The sequence below is a fragment of the Blastococcus deserti genome, assembly GCF_042682525.1.
Lineage (GTDB): Bacteria > Actinomycetota > Actinomycetes > Mycobacteriales > Geodermatophilaceae > Blastococcus_B > Blastococcus_B deserti.
Map to the genome: position 1 here is coordinate 273853 of NZ_JBHUHP010000009.1, position 21077 is coordinate 294929.

15 protein-coding genes and 2 pseudogenes are annotated in these 21077 nt (G+C 74.8%); 10 read left to right on the top strand and 7 right to left on the bottom strand.

The features are described from left to right. Positions 1 to 13: 13 nt before the first annotated feature. Positions 14 to 955: a septation protein SepH gene (gene sepH / locus ACFSHS_RS09340; protein WP_376874382.1), complete on the bottom strand. Its 942-nt coding sequence runs from the start codon at positions 953 to 955 to the stop codon at positions 14 to 16. 249 nt (positions 956 to 1204) lie between these two features. Between sepH and ACFSHS_RS09345 the strand changes: the two genes are divergently transcribed. Then, positions 1205 to 3103, top strand: a complete 1899-nt coding sequence (locus ACFSHS_RS09345; protein ID WP_376874384.1) for a S9 family peptidase — start codon at positions 1205 to 1207, stop codon at positions 3101 to 3103. Further along, positions 3100 to 4590, top strand: coding sequence for a circularly permuted type 2 ATP-grasp protein (locus ACFSHS_RS09350; protein ID WP_376874386.1), 1491 nt, complete (start codon positions 3100 to 3102; stop codon positions 4588 to 4590). Before ACFSHS_RS09345 ends, ACFSHS_RS09350 begins: the two co-directional genes overlap by 4 nt. 73 nt (positions 4591 to 4663) lie before the next feature. Here the strand turns inward: ACFSHS_RS09350 and ACFSHS_RS09355 are convergent, their stop codons facing one another. The 5 genes and pseudogenes from ACFSHS_RS09355 to ACFSHS_RS09375 all read right to left on the bottom strand — a co-directional run bounded on the left by ACFSHS_RS09355 (position 4664) and on the right by ACFSHS_RS09375 (position 9835). Further along, positions 4664 to 5251: an ATP-binding protein gene (locus ACFSHS_RS09355; protein ID WP_376875174.1), complete on the bottom strand. Its 588-nt coding sequence runs from the start codon at positions 5249 to 5251 to the stop codon at positions 4664 to 4666. Then, a pseudogene (locus ACFSHS_RS09360) lies at positions 5231 to 5554 on the bottom strand (response regulator transcription factor); the annotation flags it as partial. The pseudogene ACFSHS_RS09360 and the gene ACFSHS_RS09355, both read right to left, overlap by 21 nt. A 225-nt stretch (positions 5555 to 5779) precedes the next feature. After that, positions 5780 to 7306: pseudogene (locus tag ACFSHS_RS09365) on the bottom strand (sensor histidine kinase); the annotation flags it as partial. 201 nt (positions 7307 to 7507) lie between these two features. After that, entirely contained in the window at positions 7508 to 8623 is a 1116-nt protein-coding gene (gene serC / locus ACFSHS_RS09370) for a phosphoserine transaminase (RefSeq protein WP_376874388.1), read from the bottom strand. An 81-nt stretch (positions 8624 to 8704) separates the two neighbouring features. Next, on the bottom strand, positions 8705 to 9835 hold the full coding sequence (locus tag ACFSHS_RS09375; protein ID WP_376874390.1) for a citrate synthase 2: 1131 nt from the start codon (positions 9833 to 9835) through the stop codon (positions 8705 to 8707). A gap of 259 nt (positions 9836 to 10094) precedes the next feature. Between ACFSHS_RS09375 and pdxH the strand changes: the two genes are divergently transcribed. Together pdxH and ACFSHS_RS09385 are read left to right on the top strand one after the other, a co-directional pair. Beyond that, positions 10095 to 10742 carry a pyridoxamine 5'-phosphate oxidase gene (gene pdxH, locus ACFSHS_RS09380; RefSeq protein WP_376874392.1) on the top strand — a complete coding sequence of 216 codons (648 nt, stop codon included), beginning with the start codon at positions 10095 to 10097 and terminating at the stop codon, positions 10740 to 10742. Further along, the gene (locus ACFSHS_RS09385; protein ID WP_376874394.1) at positions 10739 to 12058 is read left to right on the top strand and encodes an MFS transporter; all 1320 of its coding nucleotides are present in this window, start codon (positions 10739 to 10741) and stop codon (positions 12056 to 12058) included. The genes pdxH and ACFSHS_RS09385 overlap by 4 nt, the downstream gene beginning before the upstream one ends. Positions 12059 to 12095: 37 nt before the next feature. Here the strand turns inward: ACFSHS_RS09385 and ACFSHS_RS09390 are convergent, their stop codons facing one another. Then, on the bottom strand, positions 12096 to 12779 hold the full coding sequence (locus ACFSHS_RS09390; protein ID WP_376874396.1) for a UdgX family uracil-DNA binding protein: 684 nt from the start codon (positions 12777 to 12779) through the stop codon (positions 12096 to 12098). A 90-nt stretch (positions 12780 to 12869) separates the two neighbouring features. Here ACFSHS_RS09390 and ACFSHS_RS09395 point away from each other — a divergent pair, with 90 nt between their 5' ends. From ACFSHS_RS09395 to ACFSHS_RS09420, 6 genes are all read left to right on the top strand, one after another. Further along, positions 12870 to 13784 carry an ABC transporter ATP-binding protein gene (locus tag ACFSHS_RS09395; RefSeq protein ID WP_376874398.1) on the top strand — a complete coding sequence of 305 codons (915 nt, stop codon included), beginning with the start codon at positions 12870 to 12872 and terminating at the stop codon, positions 13782 to 13784. After that, on the top strand, positions 13781 to 14971 hold the full coding sequence (locus ACFSHS_RS09400; RefSeq protein ID WP_376874400.1) for an ABC transporter permease: 1191 nt from the start codon (positions 13781 to 13783) through the stop codon (positions 14969 to 14971). Before ACFSHS_RS09395 ends, ACFSHS_RS09400 begins: the two co-directional genes overlap by 4 nt. A 111-nt stretch (positions 14972 to 15082) precedes the next feature. After that, on the top strand, positions 15083 to 16063 hold the full coding sequence (locus ACFSHS_RS09405; protein WP_376874402.1) for a TIGR03557 family F420-dependent LLM class oxidoreductase: 981 nt from the start codon (positions 15083 to 15085) through the stop codon (positions 16061 to 16063). Positions 16064 to 16136: 73 nt separating this feature from the next. Beyond that, positions 16137 to 16997, top strand: a complete 861-nt coding sequence (locus ACFSHS_RS09410; RefSeq protein ID WP_376874404.1) for a tetratricopeptide repeat protein — start codon at positions 16137 to 16139, stop codon at positions 16995 to 16997. Between the two features lie 170 nt (positions 16998 to 17167). Next, positions 17168 to 19972, top strand: coding sequence for a phosphoenolpyruvate carboxylase (gene ppc / locus ACFSHS_RS09415; protein WP_376874406.1), 2805 nt, complete (start codon positions 17168 to 17170; stop codon positions 19970 to 19972). Next, positions 19965 to 21059: an inositol monophosphatase family protein gene (locus ACFSHS_RS09420; protein ID WP_376874408.1), complete on the top strand. Its 1095-nt coding sequence runs from the start codon at positions 19965 to 19967 to the stop codon at positions 21057 to 21059. The genes ppc and ACFSHS_RS09420 overlap by 8 nt, the downstream gene beginning before the upstream one ends. Positions 21060 to 21077 lie beyond the last annotated feature (18 nt).

The following is a 21077-nucleotide window of genomic DNA, read 5'->3' on the forward strand; positions in this document are numbered from 1 at the left end:
TGTCGCGGAGCAGTCAGCGGTGGCGGCGGACGCCGAAGACGATGTCCTCCCACGCGGGGATGCGCGCCCGTGGGTCCTCGTCCTCGCCGTCCTGACCCGGGCGGCCGAGGACGATCGTGTCGTGGTCGGCCACCTCGTCCAGGAGGTCGTCGAGGGCGTGGTCGTCGGCCGGTGAGCCGCTGGCCGGGTGCACGTCGCGGACCGGTTCGTCGTCGTCGTGGGCCAGCAGGTCCGCGGGGAGGATCTCGGGGGTGACCGTGTCGTGGACGACGGGCTCGTCCCCGGTCTCGCTCCGGACGACGCTGACCGACCGGGGGCGGTGCGCGGCCACGATCCCGCCGGCGGGCACGTCGGGAACGACGCGGACGAGGCGCGTGCCCTCGGCGAAGTCCATCGTCGCGGCGTCGGACGGCGTGACCGTGCGCGAGTGCAGGTCGAACGTCCAGCGGGTGAGGCCGGACTTGGCGCCGGCCCGCCAGGCGCCGGTCACCTGCCAGGTGCCGTCGTCGGTGCGGTGGGCGTCCCACACCACGGCCTCGACGTCGGTGTCGATGAGGCGCAGCCGCTCGGTCATGAACTGGTGCAGCACCCCGCCGGTCAAGCCCTCGCTGAGCCGGACGCGCGCCTCACGTGCCTGCTCGGCGACGCGGGCCCGCTCCTGGATGACCGGGTGCGCGAACCGCATGATCCGCTCGACGCGGGTGCCCGAGGCCGCGGCCACCTGCTCGGGGGTCTCGCCGGCGCGGATCCGCGCCTGGATGACCCGCGGTGGCAGCTCCACCCCGGCGTCGACGTCGATCTGGGTCAGGCGGCGGGCGTCCCCCCGGGCCGCGGCGCGGACGCGGTCGTCGACGGGGAGCTCGAACCGCTCACCCTCGGCGCCGTCGGTTCCGTCCACGGCGAGGACGAGGCTCTTCCCGTCGTCGGAGAGCGCCACGAGGCGCAACGTGCGCATGGGCGGACCTCCTGACTGCGCGCTCCGGCCGTCGGAGAGACGGACCGGAGCACGAGGCTAACGGCGGGCCGGGGGCGGAGCCCGCAGGCGATCCGGCGTGGCGCGCCCCCGATGCCGATCCGAGGTCCCCCGCGCGGGGGGTGCAGGCGGTAGCTTCCCCCGCCGATATCCAGCCATGTCACGTGTTCGCAATGCGGGTTCTGCACAGTGGGGCCCGCCGCGGAACCCGTAGCACCCGAGGAGGTGTCCATGGTCAGCCCGCTGACCGACCGGTGGTCGTCCGCGCCCGCCGGGCTGCTGGCCGCCCCCCAGACCGCGGCACCGGACTTCCTGCCCTCCGCGGTGCGGCGCGCCGTCACCGAGATCGCCGCCGCGCCGGGCGCCTGGTGCCCCGCGCTGTCGCCGGACGGGACCCGCGTGGCCTACGTCACCGACCGCTCCGGGATCCCGCGGCTCGAGGTCGCGGCCCTCGAGCAGGAGGCGCTGCCGGCCGTGGTGTCCGGCCGGCACGAGGAGGTCGTCTCCGTCGCCTGGTCGCCGGACGGGACCTGGCTGGCCTACCTGGTCAGCCCCGGCGGCTCCATTCGCGCCGAGCTGCACGTGGTCCGTCCCGACGGGACCGGCCACCGGGTCGTCGCGGGGGAGGATCCGCGGGCCACCGTCTTCGCCGGCGGCTGGACCGGCCCGGGTTCCTACGTGTGCTCGATCGCCCCGGGCGACGGCCCGGGCGCCGACGTCGTCCTGGTCGACGTGGTCACCGGCGGCCACCGGACCCTGGCCAGCGGCGGGTTCCTCGCGGTGACGGCGGTGTCCGCCGACGAGCGGCTGGTGCTGGCCCGCCGGGGACCCCGCGTCCACCGCCACATCGTGGTCGTCGACGTGGCAACCGGTGTGCAGCGCCGGCTGATCGCCCTCGACGCGCGCGGCGGCGTCGCCTCGGAGGACGGGCGCTTCGCGCCCGACGGTCGCTCGGTGTACCTGCGGGCATCCCTGCCGGGCGAGCCGTTCACCGACCGGGCCGGCCTGGTGCAGGTCCTGCTGTCCGAGGACGGCGTCCCGGGGGAGAGCCGCGTCGTCCTGCGCCGTCCCGACGCCGACCTGGACGGGTACGCGCTGCGTACCGACGGCACCGTCCTCGCGGTCTGGAACCGCGACGGCGTCACCGAGCTGCGCGTGCACGCCCTGTGCGACGGCGCGCTCGTCCGGCAGATCCCGCTGCCCGAGCCGGTGATGCCCGGCTGGTCGCTGTCCACCGACGGCACGACGATGGTCGCCGAGCTCACCGGTCCGCGGGCTCCGCGGGGGCTGTTCCGGATCTCCCTGGACGACGGCACCCCGGCCCTGCTGCCCTCGGCGCCGCCCCGTCCCGATCCCGGCGGGCTCGTGACGCCGGTCCGGTACGAGTACGTCGCGCCCGACGGCCTCCGCCTCTCGGGCTGGCTCTACACACCGCCCGGGGTGCAGGAGCGCAACCGCACCGTCGTCAGCTTCCACGGCGGCCCGGAGGGCCAGGAACGGCCGGACTGGTCGCCGGTCACCCAGGCGCTGGTGGCCGCCGGCCTCACGGTCTTCGCGCCCAACGTGCGCGGATCCGGCGGCTTCGGCCGCGCCTTCCTGACCGCCGACGACGGGCCGGCGCGCGCGGCTTCCTTCGACGACGTGCGGACGACGGTCGACGAGCTGGTGACCGCCGGCATCGCCGAGCCTGGCCGCATCGGCGCCTACGGCTGGTCCTACGGCGGTTACCTCACCCTCGTCGCGCTCACGCTCTGGCCCGACATGTTCGCCGCGGGCGTCACCGGCGCGGGCATGAGCGACCTGCGCACCTTCTTCGCCGGCACGGAGCCGTGGATGGCGGCGGCGTCGGTGACCGAGTACGGCGACCCGGTGGCCGACCGCGACATGCTCGCCGCGATCTCGCCGATGACCTGCCTGGAGCGGCTGACGTCCCCGGTCCTGTTCGTCCACGGGGACCGCGACACCAACGTGCCGGTCTCCGAGTCGGTGCAGGCCCACCAGGAGCTGCAGGCCCTCGGTGCGCCCAGCGATCTGCTGCTGCTGGCGGGCGAGGGCCACACCATCGTCGGGCGCGACCACCTCGTCGAGCTCAACGAGCGGGTCGCCGCCTGGTTCGATCGCTGGCTGTGAGCAGCAGCGAATCCGGTACCGCAGATCCGCTCGCCGACTACCCCGGGTGCGCCCCCGACGAGGCGGTCGCCCCGGACGGACGGCTGCGGGACGGGTACGCCGCCCTGGGACCGGTCCTCCGGCGGCTCGGGACGGCGGGGCTGACCGCCGCTGCCGCCGCGCTCTCGGCGGAGCGGACGTCGCGGGGCGTGGCCGTGGCCGCCTGGGCCGACGGCCGGCAGACCGTGCGGCCGTTCCCCCTGGACCCCCTGCCCCGCGTCCTGCCGGGCGCCGAGTGGGCCCGGATCGCGGCGGGGGTGGAGCAGCGGCACCGCGCCCTCAACGCGTTCCTCGCCGAGGCCTACCGGGCGGCGGGGCGGCGGCGCAGCGACGTGGACCGGGCTCCGGGGGTCGTGCGCGCCGGCGTCCTGCCCGGGTGGGCGGTGGCGCACAGCCCGGCGCGCCACCCCGACGCGGTGGGCCAGGCCTGGCCCGGTCAGCCGCGGGCGACCGTGGCCGGGGCCGACGTCGTGCGCACCGCCTCGGGGGAGTGGGTGGTGACGGCGGACCACCTGCGGGTGCCGGCCGGCCTCGGGTACGCGCTGGCCGCCCGGGACACCCTGCGGGCCGCGGTGCCGGAGCTGGCGGCCGCGGCCGGAGGGGCCGCCGACCCGTACGACGCCGTCCCGCTGCTGCGGGCGGGGCTGGCGACCGCGGCGCCGCCGACCTGCCCGGGCCCGCCGCGGATCGCCGTCCTGACCGCCGGCGAGAGCGACAACGCCTGGTTCGAGCACCGCCTGCTGGCCGAGGCGCTGGGTGCCCCGCTGGTCCGGGCGGCCGATCTCTGGCCCCGGACGGACGGCGGCGTCGAGGCGACCGTCGGCGGGCAGCGGGTGTCCGTCGACGTCCTCTACCGGCGGTTCGACGACGGGCTGCTGGCCGGCTTCCGGACGCCGATCGGGCAGCCGCTGGACGTGCTGCTCACCGAGGCCGTGCGGGCCGGCCGGCTGGGGCTGGCCAACGTCCCGGGCAACGAGCTCGCCGACGACGTGGCCACCTACGGCTGGGTGCCGGAGCTGATCCGCTTCTACCTGGGCGAGGAGCCGCTGCTCGGCTCGCTGCCCACGTGGGTGCTCGCCGACGAGGCGCAGTGGGCGCAGGTGCGCGACCGGCTGCACGAGCTCGTGGTCACGCCGGTCGCCGGGTACGGCGGCCGGGGCGCCGTCGTGGGACCGTCGTGTTCGGCGGCGGAGCTGGCGTTCCTCCAAGCGGAGGTGTCGGCCGCGCCGTACCGCTTCGTAGCCCAGGAGCCGGTCGTGCCCACGACGGTCCCCACGCTCGTGGAGGGCCGCCTGCGGCCCCGTCCCGTGGACCTGCGGGTGCTGTCCGTGGCCGGTGCCGGCGGGGCGGCGACCGCGTTGCCGGCGCCGCTCACCCGGGTCGCCGAAGGACCGGGGCCGGGCAGCTGGTGGTCCGGCGGCAGCAAGGACACCTGGATCCTCGGCTAGCAGCCGGCTTCCGGTACAGGAAGCTGCGCCCGGCGGTTCAGCCTTCTGTACCGGAAGCTGAGCCGCCGACCGTTCAGCGGGTCCGCGCCGCCGGCCGCGGATCCTCCAGCCGGCTGCTGATCACCACGGTGGTGCCCTCGGCGCTCGGCGTCGCGCTGACCTCGCCGACGGCGCTCATGAGCGTGGAGCCGCGGCCGCGGTCCATGCTGGCCACCCGCTCGCGCCACTGCCCGTGGTCGCGCACGGAGATCCGGAGGTGCCCGTCCGCGATGTCCGCAGTGACGTCGACGAAGGGCTCGGTGGGGTCCTGGGCGTGCTCGATCGCGTTGGTCGCCGCCTCGCACGCGGCCAGCAGGACGTCGTACCCCTGGTCCTCGTCGATGCCCGCCTGCTCCAGCCAGGCGCGCAGGCGCCGCCGCAGCGCCGGGATCGACCCGGTGGTCGACGGCAGCCGCCACTCCGCGACGGCGTCGGAACGACCGCTCCCCGGTGCCCGCGGTGCAGGAGGCCGGTGCGGTGCCGACGCGTCGGCGGCCGGTCCGGCGGGCGGTGTCTCCGCAGCCGGGAGCCGCACCGGCGGTGGCACCGGCGCTCCCACCGGTGCGGCACCGGTCGCCGCGGCGGCCGAGCGGCCCGCGGCCCGTTCCAGCGCCACTCGCACGCGCGCCACCAGCTCGTCGGCCCGGAACGGCTTGGCCAGGTAGTCGTCGGCTCCGGCCTCGAGGCCCTCCACGGACGCCTCCTGACCGGCCCGTGCGGTCAGCATGATGACCGGGATCGTCCGGGTGCTCTCGTCGGCCCGCAGCGCGCGCAGCAGCTCGAAGCCGTCCACGCGCGGCATCATCACGTCGGTCAGCACCACGTCGGGACGGCGTTGCGCGACCGCCCGCAGGGCCTCCTCGCCGTTGGCCGTCGTCCGGACGGTCCAGTGCCGTCCGAGCAGCCGCGTGAGATAGGCGCGCATGTCGGCGTTGTCGTCGACCACCAGCACGCTGGCACCCGCCGACGTGGCCGCCGCCTCCTCAGCGGGCCGGGAGGTGTCCTCCTCCCAGCTCGCCGCCTCTCCACGGGCGGCGTCCGACGGGTGCAGCGCCGAGCGCGGCACGTCGCCCCGCGCGTCGGGAGCGCCGTAGGGCAGCGCGACGGTGAACCTGCTTCCCACCCCCGGCTCGCTGGCCACCGACACGGTGCCCCCGTGCAACGCGGCGAGCTCCTGGACCAGTGCCAGGCCCAGGCCCGTGCCCTCCCGGGTGCGGGCCGTGGCCCCGGCCACCCGGTGGAAGCGCTGGAAGAGCTGCGGCAGTTCCTCGGCCACGATGCCGACCCCGGTGTCGGTCACGGTCAGCCGGAAGCCGGCCTCGTCCCCGCGGAGCGCGACGTCGATGCCCCCGACGAAGGTGTACTTGACCGCGTTGGCGAGCAGGTTGACGACCACCTTCTCCCACATCCGTGGGTCGACGTGGGCCGGGCGGTCCAGCGGCGGGCAGTCGACGGTCAGCCGCAGGCCGGCGCGCTCGGCGGCGGCCCGGAAGATCCCGGCCAGCTCCGCGGTGAAGGTCGCGACATCGGTCGGCACCCGTACCGGGTTGGCCCGCCCGGCCTCGATGCTGGCGAAGTCGAGCAGGTCGTTGACCAGGCGCTGCAGCCGCCGGCCGTTGCGCATGGCGAGTTCCAGCTGCTCCTGCGCCTCGGCGGGCAACGTCTGCGCCGGATCCTCGAGCACGTCCCCGATGGGTCCCAGGAGCAGGGTGAGCGGCGTGCGCAGCTCGTGGCTCACGTCGGAGAAGAAGGTCGTCTTCGCGCGGTCGAGCTCGGCGAGGGACTCGGCCCGCCGTCGCTCGGCCTCGAACGCCCGGATGTTGACCACGACGCTCGCGAACTGGCCGGCCACGAGCTCGTAGAAGGACCGGTACTCGGCGTCCAGGGCGAGGTTGGGGCTCCGGCCCGCGAGGAGCAGCCCCAGCGGCTCGCCGTCCCGGCTGGCGGTGAGCGGGAGGACGACGGCCTCGGTGACCCGGTCGCCGAAGGGGCCGCCGCTCAGGTCCAGCCGGTCCACCACCCCCGCCAGGTCGACCTCGCTGCCCGCCGCCTCCGGCAGCAGCCGGGGGTCGCAGCCTGTCGTGGCGACGCGGCGGAACCCGGGTGCGCCCGGCGAGGAGAGGTAGACGGCAGCGAACGGCAGGTCCAGCAGGCCCCCCTGCAGCGCGCGGCACATCGCCGCCACCGTCCCGGCCTCGTCGCCGAGCTGGCCGCCGGCGGTCGACAGGTCGTGGAGCAAACGCTGGCGGCGCTCGCCGAGGATCTGCCCGGTCATCTCCGTGCACACCGCGTGCATGCCGGCCACCTGGCCGTCGTCGCCGAACGCGGGGGCGTGCGAGACGGTGAAGTAGGTCTCCTCCCGGAACCCGGCACGCTCGAGCAGCAGCAGGAGGCCGGGCAGCCACGACGCCTCCAGGGTCGTCATGGCGTGCTCGATGGGTGGCCCGAGCGCGTCCCAGCCCTCGGCGAGGGTGATGCGGATGTCCTCGCCGATCGCCGGGTGCTTCGCGCCGATGAAGGGGGCGTAGGCGTCGTTGTAGAACTGGGTGAACTGCGGTCCCCAGGTGAGCACCATGGGGAAGCGCGAGACCAGCACCGTGCGGACGGCGAAGCGCAGGCTCGCCGACCAGTCCTCCACCGGTCCGACGGGTGTGGCGGCCCAGTCGATGGCGGCCATGAGCCGGCCGGCCTCGCCGCCGGCGGCGAACAGGTCGCTGGCTCCGTCGCCCGACACGCGATCGGGTACCACTCCCACCTCCAGCCGACGACAGGGGCCTACCGCGGACCCGCAACACGGTCGGTGGCCCGCCCGGCCGCTCCGACACGCGACACTGCAAGGTACCGCCGCGCCGGCGTCGGTGCCTCGACGGCGTGGGAGCTAGAGACGCTCGACGACGTAGTCGATGCAGGCGGTCAGCGCGGTGACGTCGTCGGGCTCGACGGCGGGGAACATGCCGACGCGCAGCTGGTTGCGGCCCAGCTTGCGGTAGGGCTCGACGTCGACCACCCCGTTGGCCCGCAGGGTCTTCGCCAGCGCCGCGGCGTCGACCGACTCGGCGAAGTCGACGGTGCCCACGACGAGGGACCGCTGCTCGGGGTCGGCCACGAAGGGGGTCGCGTACTCCGACTTCTCGGCCCACCCGTAGAGGCGGCTCGAGGAGTCGGTGGTGCGCGCCACCGCACCCGACAGCCCGCCGAGGGAGAGCAACCAGCGGATCTGGTCGGCGAGCAGGAACAGCGTCGCGACGGCAGGGGTGTTGTAGGTCTGGTCCTTGCTCGAGTTGTCGACGGCGATCGACAGGTCCAGGAAGCCGGGCATCCAGCGGCCCGAGGCCTTGATCTCGGCCACCCGGGCGAGGGCGTCGCCGGACATCAGGGCCACCCAGAGCCCGCCGTCGGCGGCGAAGGACTTCTGCGGGGCGAAGTAGTAGACGTCGGTCTGCGCGATGTCGACCGGGAGACCACCCGCGCCGCTGGTCGCGTCGATGAGCACCAGCGCGTCGTCGTCACCGCCGGAGGGGCGGACGACCGGGGCCATCACCCCGGTGGAGGTCTCGTTGTGCGCCCAGCCGTAGGCGTCGATGCCGGCCTGCCCCTGCGGCAGCGCCAGCGTGCCCGGATCGCTCTTGACGATCACCGGGTCGCCCAGGAACGGGGTCTCCTTGACGCCGGAGGCGAACTTGGCGGAGAACTCGCCGTAGGTCCCGAAGGCCGCACGGTCCCGGATCAGGCCGAAGGCGGCGGCGTCCCAGAAGGCCGTCGTCCCCCCGTTGCCGAGGACGACCTCGTAGCCGTCGGGCAGGTCGAACAGCTGACCCAGGCCCTCGCGGATCTCGTGGACCAGTCCCTTGACCGGCGCCTGGCGGTGCGAGGTCCCCATGATCGCGGCGCCGTCGCCGGCCAGGGCCCGCAGGGCCTCGGGACGGACCTTCGAGGGGCCGCAGCCGAAGCGGCCGTCGGAGGGGAGGAGCTCGGCGGGGATGGAGATGGTCATCCGGGAGTGCCTCTCAACGAGAAAGGACCCCGTCCTCCCCGCCCTTCGCAAGCTCAGGGCGGGGCCCGGGACGGGGCGGGTTCAGGCCGGGGCGACCTGGGTCGTGGCCTTGGTCTGGATGGTGTCGAAGCCCTCGACCTCCTCGGGCTTGCGCGGAGCCGGCCCGATGTAGCGGGCCGACGGGCGCACGAGGCGGCCGGTGTTCTTCTGCTCGAGGATGTGCGCGCACCAGCCGGCGGTCCGGGCGCAGGTGAACATCGAGGTGAACATGTGGCTCGGCACCTCGGCGAAGTCGAGGACGATCGCCGCCCAGAACTCCACGTTGGTCTCGATCGGCCGGTCGGGACGCCGCTCGCGCAGCTCCTTCAGGGCCGCGTTCTCCAGCGCCAGTGCCGCCTCGAAGCGGGGCGCCCCGAGATCCGCGGCGGCCTTGCGGAGAACGCGGGCGCGGGGGTCCTCGGCGCGGTAGACGCGGTGCCCGAAGCCCATCAGCCGCTCACCGCGGTCGAGGAGGTCCTTGACGTACTTCTCGGCGTCGCCCTCCCGCTCCACGCCGTCGAGCATGTGGAGGACGCGCGAGGGAGCTCCGCCGTGCAGCGGGCCGGACATGGCGCCGATCGCGCCCGACAGCGAGGCGGCGACGTCGGCGCCGGTGGAGGCGATGACGCGGGCGGTGAACGTGGAGGCGTTCATGCCGTGCTCGGCCGCCGAGGTCCAGTAGGCGTCGACGGCGGCGACGTGCCGGGGGTCGGGCTCGCCGCGCCAGCGGACCATGAAGCGCTCGACGATCGTCTTCGCCTCGTCGACCCGGCGCTGCGGCACGGCGGGGATGCCGATGCCGCGTGCCGACTGCGCCACGTAGGACAGCGCCATGACCGCGGCCCGGGCGAGCTCCTCGCGGGCCTCCTCGGCGCTGATGTCGAGCAGCGGCTGGTAACCCCAGATCGGGGTGAGCATGGCGAGGGCGGCCTGCACGTCGACCCGGACGTCCCCGGTGTGCACCGGGATCGGGAACGGCTCGGCCGGGGGCAGGCCCGGGCCGAACTTGCCGTCGACCAGCAGGGCCCAGACGTTGCCGAAGGTGACCTTGCCGACCAGGTCCTCGATGTCGACGCCGCGATAGCGCAGGGCGCCGCCGTCCTTGTCCGGTTCGGCGATCTCGGTCTCGAAGGCGATGATGCCTTCCAGGCCGGGTACGAAGTCGTCGGCCATCTCGCATGCTCCTCTGCGCGCGGACCCGTGCGTGCCGTGCACGTGGCACGCACGATTGCCCTGCGACAGTAGGCGGTGCCGACGCGCCCGGGCACACGGGGGCCGCCGACGGGAGCGGCGGCCGGCGTCCCCGGTCGGGCCGCCGGTGTCCGGCCCGGGACGCGCACGGCGAAGCCACCGCGGTCCGGGACGGCGGTAGCGGCGGTTCGGGCCCGGAGCCTCCCGAGCCGGTGTCGTCGCGCGGTGTCAGCATGGCCAGGTGCCTGACCTCTCCCGCATGCGCAGGGACTACACGGCCGGTCGGCTCACCGAGGAGGAGCTCGCGCCCACCTGGGTGGAGCAGTTCGACCGCTGGTTCGCCGACGTCGTGGCCGCCGAGCTGCCCGAGCCCAACGCCGTCGTCGTCGCCACCGCCGACGCGGACGGGGCGCCCGACGCCCGCATCGTGCTGATGAAGGGCTACGACGCCAGCGGGTTCGTCTTCGGCACCAGCTACGCCTCGGCCAAGGGAGCCCAGCTGGCGGCGAACCCGCGGGCGGCCCTGGTCTTCCCCTGGTACGCGATCCAGCGGCAGGTGCGGGTGCACGGAACGGTGGAGCGGGTGGGGGACGCGGCCTCCGACGCGCTGTGGGACCCCCGGCCCCGGGGTGCGCAACTGGCCGCCGTCGCTTCGGTGCAGTCGACCGTCGTCGATTCGCGCGAGCAGCTGGCCGAGCGGCTGCGGCTGCTCGACGAGCAGACCTCCGACGGTCCGGTGCCGCGGCCGGCGATCTGGGGCGGCTACCGGGTGGTGCCCGAGCGGGTGGAGTTCTGGCAGGGCGGAAAGGACCGGCTGCACGACCGGCTCCGCTTCGTGCGCGACGACGCGGAGGGCGGGGGCTGGATCGTGCAGCGACTCGCCCCATGACCTCCCCGGTCGACCCCGTCGAGGGCGGCCGCGCCGTCGAGGAGCCGGTGCCGGTCGACCGGCACCGCGGGTGGGCGATCGACACCACCCCCCTGCGGAACCCGCACTACCGGCGGCTGTTCTGGGGTGTGGCGGCCACGATGCTGGGCCAGCAGATGACGCTGGTCGCGGTGCCGTACCAGGTCTACGTCCTGACCGGCTCGTCGCTGCTGGTGGGCGTCACCTCGATCGTGGCCCTGGTGCCGTTGATCGTCTTCGGCCTGCTCGGCGGGGCGATCGCCGACGCCATGGACCGGCGGCGGCTGATGCTCGTCACCTCGGCCGGGGCGGCGGTGACCAGCGCGCTGCTGGCCCTGCAGGCGCTGCTGCCCGGTGGCGGCAACCTGGTCCTGCTGTGGGTGCTGACGGCGTTCGTCTCCGGTTTCGCCGCGGTCAACCAGCCGACGCGCAGCGCGGTGATCCCGGCGATCGTCGGCGACGCCGGGGTGCCCGCGGCCAACGCGCTGGCGATGACCGTGCGCCAGGTGGGCGTCATCGTCGGGCCGCTGCTGGCCGGGGTGCTGATCGGGATGGGGGAGCTCTTCCTCGCCTACGCCGTCGACGCGCTCGGTTTCCTCGCGGCGGCCCTGCTGCTGCGCGGGCTGCCGCCGCTGCCGCCGGCGGGTGTGGTCGGGCCGCTCCGGCTGCGGGCGGCCGTGCGCGGGGTGGGGGAGGGCTTCGCGTTCCTGCGCACCCAGCCGGTGCTGCTGATGACGTTCGTCGTCGACATCATCGCGATGATGTTCGCCTGGCCGCAGGCCGTCTTCCCGGAGCTCTCGGAGACCCGCTACGCGGAGTCGCCCAACAGCCTCGGGTGGCTGTTCGCCGGTGTCTCGATCGGCGCGCTGCTCATGGGGCTCACGTCGGGATGGGTCTCGCGGGTCGACCGGCAGGGCGCGGTCGTGCTCGCGGCGATCGCCGTGTGGGGCGTGGCGATCATCGGCTTCGGGTTCGCGCCCACCCTCTGGCTCGCCGTCCTGTGCCTGGCGGCCGCCGGCGCCGGCGACATGGTGAGCGCGGTGCTGCGCTCGTCGATGCTGCAGCTCGCCGCGCCCGACGACATGCGCGGCCGGATGCAGGGCGTGTTCATCGTCGTCGTCGCCGGCGGTCCGCGCCTCGGCGACCTGCGCGCCGGTGCCATCGCCAGTGCCGCGTCGGTGACCGTGGCGATGGTGTCCGGCGGCGTCGTCGTGGTCGTGGCGATGGCCGTCGTGGCCCTGGCGGTGCCCTCCTTCTGGCTGTTCCGGGCCTCGCGGTCGGCACCGTCCGGCTTCTGACCGGAGGGGCCCGGGGCTCCACGGCCCCGAAGGGACGTCAGGCGAGTGCGTGGGCGACCACCTTCAGGTCGGCGACCAGCGCGTCGTAGGCGGCGGCCCGGGCCTCGTCGGGCGTGCGCAGGATCGCCGAGGGGTGCGTGGTGGCAAGCATCCAGGTCTGGTGCGGGGCGTCCTCGTCGTCGTCGGCCTCCGGACCGTTCCCGGCGACCGCCGCCACCCCGGGCGGCGTCCACGGGATCAGCTGCCCGCGGTCCTTGGTGATCCGGAAGGACGGCGAGATCAGCGCCTTGGCCGCCGTGGCGCCGAGGCAGACGACCACCTCGGGCTTGAGCACCTCGAACTCCGCCTCCAGCCAGGGCCGGCAGGCGCGCAGGTGCTCGGGGCCGGGTGTCTGGTGGATCCGCCGCTTGCCCTTGTGCGTGAACCGGAAGTGCTTGACCGCGTTGGTGATGTAGGCGTCGCGCCGGTCGATGCCCGCGTCGCCGAGGGCCTTGTCCAGCAGCCGCCCGGCCGGGCCGACGAACGGCTCGCCCTTGCGGTCCTCCTGGTCGCCGGGCTGCTCGCCGACGAACACGATGCGCGCGGTCTCCGGCCCCTCGCCGAAGACGGTCTGCGTCGCGGGCTCGCCCAGCTCGCACGCCCGGCAGCCGGCCGCGGCGGCCCGGAGCCCGTCGAGGCCCACGCCCTCGGGCGGCTGCGCCAGATCGTTGCGTTCGTCCATGTCCCGATGACACCGCAGCCGGGCCGCGGGCGCGAGGGAAGCGACCGATACGGTGCGGGGCAGGAACTCCGCGACCTGACTGGAGGGCATGTGCTCGAGTTCGACGGGCTGCACAAGAGCTTCGGCCACCACCGCGTGCTCGACGGGGTCGGCTTCACCGTCGCCCCCGGCACGATGTTCGGCTTCTGCGGCTCCAACGGAGCCGGCAAGACGACGACGATGCGGATCGCCATGGGCCTCGCGCGGCCCGACGCCGGTGAGGTGCGGTGGCGGGGCCGCCCGCTGGACCAGGCGCTGCGCCGGCGGATCGGCTACATGCCGGAGGAGCGCGGGCTGTACCCGAAGATGAAGGTCGGGGAGCAGGTCGCGTACTTCGCCCGGCTGCACGGGCTCGACGCGGGCGCCGCCGCGAGGGCCACCGGCGAGTGGGTCGAGCGGCTGGGCCTCGGTGCCCGTCGCACCGACCCGGTCGAGAAGCTGTCGCTGGGCAACCAGCAGCGCGTGCAGCTGGCCGCCGCACTGGTCAGCCGCCCCGAGGTTCTGATCCTCGACGAGCCCTTCTCCGGCCTGGACCCGGTGGGCGTCGACTCGCTGGCCGACGCGCTGCTGAGCCAGGTCCGGGGCGGCGTGCCGGTCGTCTTCTCGAGCCACCAGCTCGACCTCGTGGAGCGGCTGTGCGACTCGGTCGGCATCCTGGCCGGCGGCCGGATGGTCGCGACCGGGACCGTCGACGAGCTCCGCCGCCGCGAGGCGGGCCGGCTGCTACGCGTGGTGGTGCCCGACGCGCCCCCGCACTGGGCGGCCGACGTGCCCGGCGTGCGGGTCGTCTCGGAGCAGGGCGGCGACACCCTGCTCGAGCTCAAGGCCGAGACCGACGACCAGACCGTCCTCGCCGCCGCCCTGGCCACCGGGCGCGTCACCCACTTCGCCTGGCAGCAGCCGAGCCTGGTCGAGCTGTTCCGCGAGGCCGTGGCCGCGCCGAGCGCGACGGACGTGGCGGCATGAGCGAGCCCCGCGGTCCCGGTGGCGCGGCCCTGGTCAGGCTCGTCGCCGGGCGGGAGATCTCCGCCCGCGTGCGCGACAAGAACTTCATCATCAGCTCCGCCGTGATCATCGTGATGCTGCTCGGCATCCTCGGTCTGCAGGTCGCGCTCGGCTCGGGCGACGAGGAGGCGCGCGTCGGCGTCGTCGGGGGCCGCGCCGGTCTGGAGCAGGCGCTCGAGGCCCAGGGCGAGGCCCTCCGGATCGACGTCGCCGTCGTGGAGCTGGCCGACGAGGCGGCGGCCGAGGAGGCGATCGACGCCGAGGACGTCGACGGCGTCCTGCTCGCCCGCGGTGGGCAGGACGCCGAGCTGCTGGTCCAGCAGTCTGCGGACGGCTCCCTGCAGGCCATCGTCCAAGGAGCGGTCGCCCAGCTGTCCGTCGCGGAGCAGCTCCAGGCGGCGGGGGTCACCGATCTCGACGTGCCGCAGGTGGCCGTGACCGCCCTCGACCCTGACGCCGACCAGGACACCCAGCGGGTCGTCGCCGCGATGATCGGCATCGGCGTCCTCTACGGCCTGCTGATCCTCTTCGGGCAGTTCGTCGCGCAGGGCGTCGTCGAGGAGAAGGCCAGCCGGGTCGTCGAGCTGCTGCTGGCGACCATGAAGCCGTGGCAGCTGCTCGCCGGGAAGATCCTCGGGCTCGGCCTGCTCGGCCTGGTGCAGATCGTGGTCATCGCGGTCGTCGGGGTCGCCGGCGCCCTGGCCTTCGACCTGGTGGACATCCCCGGTGACCTGATCAGCACGGCGGTCTCGGTCGTGCTCTGGTTCGTGCTGGGCTACGCGTTCTTCGCGTCGGTCTTCGCGGTCGGCGCCTCCCTCGTCAGCCGGCAGGAGGACCTGGGCACCGTGCTCATGCCCACGTCACTCGTGCTCGTCGTCGGCTTCGTCGTCGGCTTCCAGGCGGCGGCCGACCCCGAGGGCACCCTGGCGACGGTCACGTCCTTCGTCCCGGGCCTCTCGCCGATGGTGATGCCGGTGCGCCAGGCGGCGGGGGACGTGGCGCCGTGGGAGATCGCGTTGTCCGTCGTGCTCATGCTGGCCGCCGTCGCGCTGATCGTCCGGCTCGGCGGCCGGATCTACGCCGGTGCGCTGCTGCGCACCGGCGGGAGGACCAGGATCCGCGAGGCGATGCGCGCCGAGCGCATCTGAGAGGACCGTGCCCCGGGCACTCGCGAGCTCCCGGCGGCGCCTGCGGGGGGTCACGGTCGGGGCTGCGGTCGGTGCCGGTTGCCTGCCTCGGGCAGCGGGTAGCCGCGCCGCATGGGCATGCAGCTGGGCTACACGATGATGACCGAGCAGGCCGGACCCAAGGACCTCGTGGCGCACGTCGTGGGCGCCGAGGACGCCGGCTTCGACTTCGCGGTCAGCAGCGACCACTACTTCCCGTGGCTGGACGAGATGGGCCACTCGCCGCACGCGTGGACGGTGCTGGGCGCGGCCGCGCAGGCCACCAGCCGCATCCCGCTCATGACCTACGTGACCTGCCCGAGCTTCCGGTACCACCCCGCGGTGGTGGCGCAGAAGGCGGCGACGCTGCAGATCCTCGCCGACGGCCGCTTCACCCTGGGCCTCGGCTCGGGCGAGAACCTGAGCGAGCACATCGTGGGAGGCGGCTGGCCGCCGGCCGACGTCCGCCAGGAGATGCTGGTCGAGGCGATCCACATCATCCGCGATCTCTTCGACGGCGACGGCTACACCAACTTCCGCGGCGAGCACTTCGACGTGGAGTCCGCGAAGCTCTGGGACCTGCCCGAGCAGCGCGTGCCCATCGGGGTCGCCGTCTCGGGCAGGCAGTCCTGCCGGATCGCCGGGGAGCTCGGCGACGCGATGATCGCCGTGGAACCGCAGGCCGAGCTGGGGGAGTGGTTCGACGCGGCCGGCGGGGCGGGCAAACCGCGCATCGGCCAGATGCCGATCAGCTTCGACACCGACCGGGCCGCCGCGATCACGCGTGCGCACACGCTCTTCCGCTGGTTCGGCCTCGGCTGGAAGGTCAACGCCGAGCTCCCCGGTCCGACCGCGTTCGACGCGGCCAGCCAGTTCGTCCGCGAGGAGGACGTCGCCGGGAGCATCCCGTGCGGGGACGACGTCGACGCCGTCCTCGCCGCCGCGAAGCGGTACGCCGACGTCGGCTTCACCCATCTGGCGCTGGTGCAGATCGGCGGCGACCAGCAGGCGCCGTTCCTCGAGTGGAGCCGGACGACGCTCCTGCCGGCGTGGCGGGAGGCCTTCGGCGGCTGACCTGCACACCTTGGGGTGAGGTCACCCCCACGGGAGACGCGGGGACGGCGTCCCGCCCGCGATCATCGGCGGCATGACCGAGGACCTGGACGCCCGCCTCTCGCGGCTGCAGGCCTCCGACGACGTCTACGCGCTGATCGACCTCGGCTGCGATCTGGCCGACGTCGGGAGGCAGACCGACGCCGAGTGGTGCTTCCGCCGTGCCGCCGACATGGGGGACACGGTCGGATCGTTCAACCTCGGCAACGCCCTCGCCGCGCAGAGGCGCTTCGCCGAGGCCGTCGACGCCTACGAGGTCGCCCTGGCCGGCGGAGAGGCGGACGCGTGGCGCAACCTCGGCAAGGTGCTGGAGGACCTCGGGGACCTGGCCGGCGCCATGCGGGCCTACCGCGGGGCCGTGGACGCCGGTGACCTGGAGGGCGGCCTCCAGCTCGCCTTCCTCCTCCGGGAGCAGGGCGAGCGGCACGCGGCGATGGACGTCGCCATGGAGATCGCGGCGATGGGCGACCAGGAGGCGGCCGCGGTCGTGGCCTGCTGGCGGTGGTGCGCCACCCTCGATCCGTCGCTCGAACCCGACCTGCGCATCGGTGCCGACTACTTCCCGGCCGCGCGCGCCGACCTCGCCCACCTGCTTCGTGAGACCGGCCGCCCGGAGGAGGCCCGGTTCGTCCTGGAGAGGGGTGCCAAGCTCGGTGAGGCCGTGGCCTGGCTGCCCCTGGGGAACTTCTACGCCGACGAGATGGGCGACGACGAGGCCGCCGAGGAGGCCTACCGGGGCGGGATCGCGGCCGGCGAGACCTACTGCCACCACAACCTCGCCGTGCTGCTGGCCGAGCGGGGCGACTTCGACGGCGCCGTCGAGCAGTTCCGGCTCGGCGCCGCGGCCGGTGACCAGCTGGCGGCCGACGCGCTCCGGGAGCTCGAGCACGGCTGAGCCGGCCGCCGATCACGGTCGACGAGGTGCGCTGACGCCCCCTTCCGGACGCCGGAACGGGGCCCCGGCGCACTCCCTCCCCGAGCCGGCCGGTCTGCCCGGTGGCCGGACCGCCGCCGCCGGCCGAATTCCGACATGAGCCCGTCACACGGGGACCGGATACTCGGCGCGTGTCCGAAGCCACCGTCGACGTCGCCGACCTCCGCCACTCCGGGACCGCCGGGCCGGCCGACCGTGCCGACGAGGCCCCGCTCCGCGACGACATCCGCCTGCTGGGGCGCGTCCTCGGCGAGGTGATCGGGTCCCAGGCCGGGCAGGACGTCCTGGACCTGGTGGAGCGGACCCGCGTGGAGGCGTTCAAGATCCGCCGCTCCGAGGTCGACCGGGCGGAGCTGGCCGAGCGGTTGTCGGGGCTGGACATCCGCTCGGCCAACCACGTCATCCGCGCGTTCAGCCACTTCTCGGTGCTGGCCAACCTCGCCGAGGACCTCCACCACGAGCGCCGTCGTCGCTACCACCGCCGCGAGGGCTCGCCGCCGCAGGCCGGCAGCCTCGCGGCCACCATGGCCCTGCTGGACGAGGCGGGCCTGGAGGCCGGCACCGTCGCGCGCGAGCTCGCCGGCGCCCTCGTCTGCCCCGTCGTCACCGCGCACCCGACCGAGGTGCGCCGCCGGACGATCTCGCAGGTCCAGCGGCACATCACCGACCTGATCCGCGAGCGCGACCGCGCGGCCGGCGGGGAGCTCGACGAGGCGCAGTGGTCGGCGCAGCTGTGGCGCTCGGTCCTCACCCTCTGGCAGACCGCCCTGCTGCGGCTGTCGCGGCTGCGGCTGCAGGACGAGATCGACGAGGCGCTGCGCTACTACGACCTGTCCCTGTTCGAGGTCGTGCCCGCCATCAACGCCGAGCTCCGGCGGGCCCTCGAGCAACGCTGGCCCGGCGCCGGGCTGCTGCCGCGCCCCATGCTGCTGCCCGGCTCGTGGATCGGCGGTGACCGCGACGGCAATCCGTTCGTCACCGCCGACGCGCTGCGACGGGCGACCAGCCGGCAGGCCGAGACGGCGCTGGCCCACCACCTCGCGGAGCTCCAGGCACTGGGCGCCGAGCTGTCCATGTCCGATCGGCTCGTGACGCCGACGCAGGAGCTGTACGCCCTGGCCGAGGCCTCGCGGGACAGCTCCCCGTTCCGCGCCGACGAGCCCTACCGGCGGGCGCTGATCGGGATCTACGCGCGGCTGGCCGCCACGGCCCGCAGGGTGCTCGGCCGCGTGCCCGGGGCCGAGCCGGAGAACCAGCTCCCCGCCTACGGGTCGCCCGACGAGCTGCGCGCCGACCTCGACGTCATCGACACCTCGCTGCGCAGCCACGGCGCCGGCCCGCTGGCCGACGACCGGCTCCGGCGCCTGCGCGAGGCCGTCGAGGTCTTCGGCTTCCACCTCTGCGGCCTCGACATGCGGCAGAACTCCGCCGTCCACGAGCAGGTCGTCGGCGAGATGCTGGCCTGGGCGGGGGTGTGCGACGACTACGCGTCGCTCGGCGAGGCCGCCCGCGTGGAGCTGCTGGCCCGCGAGCTGACGATGCGCCGTCCCCTGGTGCGCCCGGACGCCGAGCTGTCCGACACCGCCCGCGGGGAGCTCGACGTCGTCCGGGCCGCCGCCGAGCAGGTGGCGCTCCTCGGGCCCCGGGCCGTCCCCAACTACGTCATCAGCATGTGCGAGTCGGTCAGCGACGTCCTCGAGGCCGCCGTCCTGCTCAAGGAGGCCGGCCTGCTCGACCCGGGGGCCGGCGACGGGCCGACCTGCTCGGTCGGCATCTCCCCGCTGTTCGAGACGATCGACGACCTGCGGCGTGCCGGCACGACCATGACCGAGGTGCTGGACCAGCCGCAGTACCGCTCGCTCGTGGCGTCCCGGGGTGACATGCAGGAGGTCATGCTCGGCTACTCGGACAGCAACAAGGACGGCGGTTACCTGGCCGCGAACTGGGCGCTGTACCGGGCGGAGCTCGACCTGGTCGAGGTCGCCCGCAAGGAGGGCATCCGGCTGCGGCTGTTCCACGGGCGCGGGGGCACGGTCGGGCGCGGTGGCGGGCCCAGCTACGAGGCGATCCGGGCGCAGCCGCCCGGTGCGGTGGCCGGGGCCCTGCGGATCACCGAGCAGGGGGAGGTCATCGCGGCCAAGTACGGCGATCCGGACCGCGCCCGGCGCAACCTGGAGGCCCTGGTCGCGGCGACACTGGAGGCGACCCTGCTCGACATCGAGGGCCTCGGCACCGAGGCCGACTCGGCCTACGCCCTCCTCGACGACCTGGCCGGGCGGGCGCAGCAGGCCTACCGCGCGCTGGTGCACGAGACCCCGGGGTTCGTCGAGTGGTTCCGTGCCGCGACGCCGATCAGCGAGCTGTCGGAGCTCAACATCGGGAGCCGTCCGCCGTCGCGCAAGGCCGGCGACTCCATTGCCGACCTGCGGGCGATCCCGTGGGTGTTCAGCTGGTCGCAGACGCGGATCATGCTGCCCGGCTGGTACGGCACGGGCACGGCCCTGGAGTCGTGGGTGGGCGGGGACGAGCAGAAGCTCGCCCGCCTCCAGGAGCTGCACCGCACGTGGCCGTTCCTGCGCACGGTGCTGTCGAACATGGGCATGGTGCTGGCCAAGACCGACCTGGGTCTGGCCGCCCGCTATGCGGAGCTGGTTCCCGACGAGGAGCTCCGGACCCGCGTCTTCGACCAGATCACCGCCGAGCACGAGCGCACCGTCCGGATGCTCCTGGCGATCACCGGCGACGACCACCTGCTGGCCGACAACCCGTCGCTGGCCCGCTCGATCCGCAACCGCTTCCCCTACCTGGAGCCGCTGCACCACCTGCAGGTGGAGATGCTGCGCCGCCGGCGGGGCGGGGACGACGACGCGCTGACCCGCCGCAACATCCAGCTGACCATCAACGGCATCGCCACGGCCCTGCGCAACAGTGGCTGACCACCGGGCGGCCACGGGCGGCACGGAGCTCCTGCGTGCGGCCGCGTCGCTGGGACTGGCGCCGGCGGCCCTCGCTCCGGCGGTCAGCGACCCGGCCTACCGGGTCCTCGTGGGAGAACTCCCCGGGAACAGGAACTCGGCCGTGCTGTTGCGGCGGCAGTGGACGGCGGACGGCATCGCCGAGGCCGTGCTGCTCGCCGCCGCGGGGATCGGCCCGGACACCCCGGCCGTGCTCGCGACGGCGGCGGCCTGGGGGTGCGACCGGGTGCGCGACCGGCCGGGTGGTCGCGGAGTGGTGTCCGTTCCCGTCCCGGGCGACGACGCCCCGGTGGTCGACCGGTTCCTCCACCTCGCCGCGCTGGCCGCCACCCGCGTCGAGACGGCGGTCGCCCTGGCCCGCGGTACGGGGGAGGACCGGGTGAAGGCCGACGGCAGTCCCTCGGTGGCCGCCGACGAGGCCGCCCACCTGGCCGCGGCCGGGGTCTTCGCGACCCTGGGCCTGCCGGTGCTCAGCGAGGAGCGCACCGACCGGCGGGTGCCCGAGGAGGAGCCGTGGGTGGTGCTCGACCCGCTCGACGGCACCGGCAACTTCCGCGCCGGCCTGCCGCCCTGGGCGTTCTCCGCGGGCCTGGTGCACGCCGGGCGGCCGGTGGCCGGCGTCGTCGTCGACCTCTCGTCGGGCCGCCGGTGGTGGGCCGACGGTCAGGACGCCTGGCGCGACGGGCTGCGGGTGCGCCCGCGACCGGGCAGCACGGTCGTACTGCCCTCGGCGCCCGCCGGCGGAGCGGTCAGCGTGCCCGCGACCGCGCACCGCATCCGGGTGACCGGGTGCACGGCCGTCGAGCTGTGCCTGGTCGCCGACGGGGCCGCGGCCGCCTGGCACGACGTCGACCGCAGCGGCACCCACGTGCACGACATCGCCGGCGCACTGGCGGTCCTGTTCGCGGCCGGCGGCGTGGCGCTCTCCCCGGAGGGGGAGCCGCTCGTGCTGCGGCCGGACACCGAGCAGCTCATCCGGCTCGTCGCCGCGCCCAGCGTCCAGGACGCCCGGGACCTGCTGGGGGCCCTGGGCGTCCGCCCGGGCTGAGCGGCGGCCACCCGAGCC

Excerpts from the sequence above, each read along its gene's own strand:
- ACFSHS_RS09405 (WP_376874402.1), top strand. The coding sequence starts at position 15,083 with ATGGGCATGCAGCTGGGCTACACGATGATGACCGAGCAGGCCGGACCC.
- ACFSHS_RS09375 (WP_376874390.1), bottom strand. The coding sequence starts at position 9,835 with ATGGCCGACGACTTCGTACCCGGCCTGGAAGGCATCATCGCCTTCGAG.
- ACFSHS_RS09410 (WP_376874404.1), top strand. The coding sequence starts at position 16,137 with ATGACCGAGGACCTGGACGCCCGCCTCTCGCGGCTGCAGGCCTCCGAC.
- ACFSHS_RS09400 (WP_376874400.1), top strand. The coding sequence starts at position 13,781 with ATGAGCGAGCCCCGCGGTCCCGGTGGCGCGGCCCTGGTCAGGCTCGTC.
- ACFSHS_RS09385 (WP_376874394.1), top strand. The coding sequence starts at position 10,739 with ATGACCTCCCCGGTCGACCCCGTCGAGGGCGGCCGCGCCGTCGAGGAG.
- sepH (WP_376874382.1), bottom strand. The coding sequence starts at position 955 with ATGCGCACGTTGCGCCTCGTGGCGCTCTCCGACGACGGGAAGAGCCTC.
- ACFSHS_RS09390 (WP_376874396.1), bottom strand. The coding sequence starts at position 12,779 with ATGGACGAACGCAACGATCTGGCGCAGCCGCCCGAGGGCGTGGGCCTC.
- serC (WP_376874388.1), bottom strand. The coding sequence starts at position 8,623 with ATGACCATCTCCATCCCCGCCGAGCTCCTCCCCTCCGACGGCCGCTTC.
- ACFSHS_RS09345 (WP_376874384.1), top strand. The coding sequence starts at position 1,205 with ATGGTCAGCCCGCTGACCGACCGGTGGTCGTCCGCGCCCGCCGGGCTG.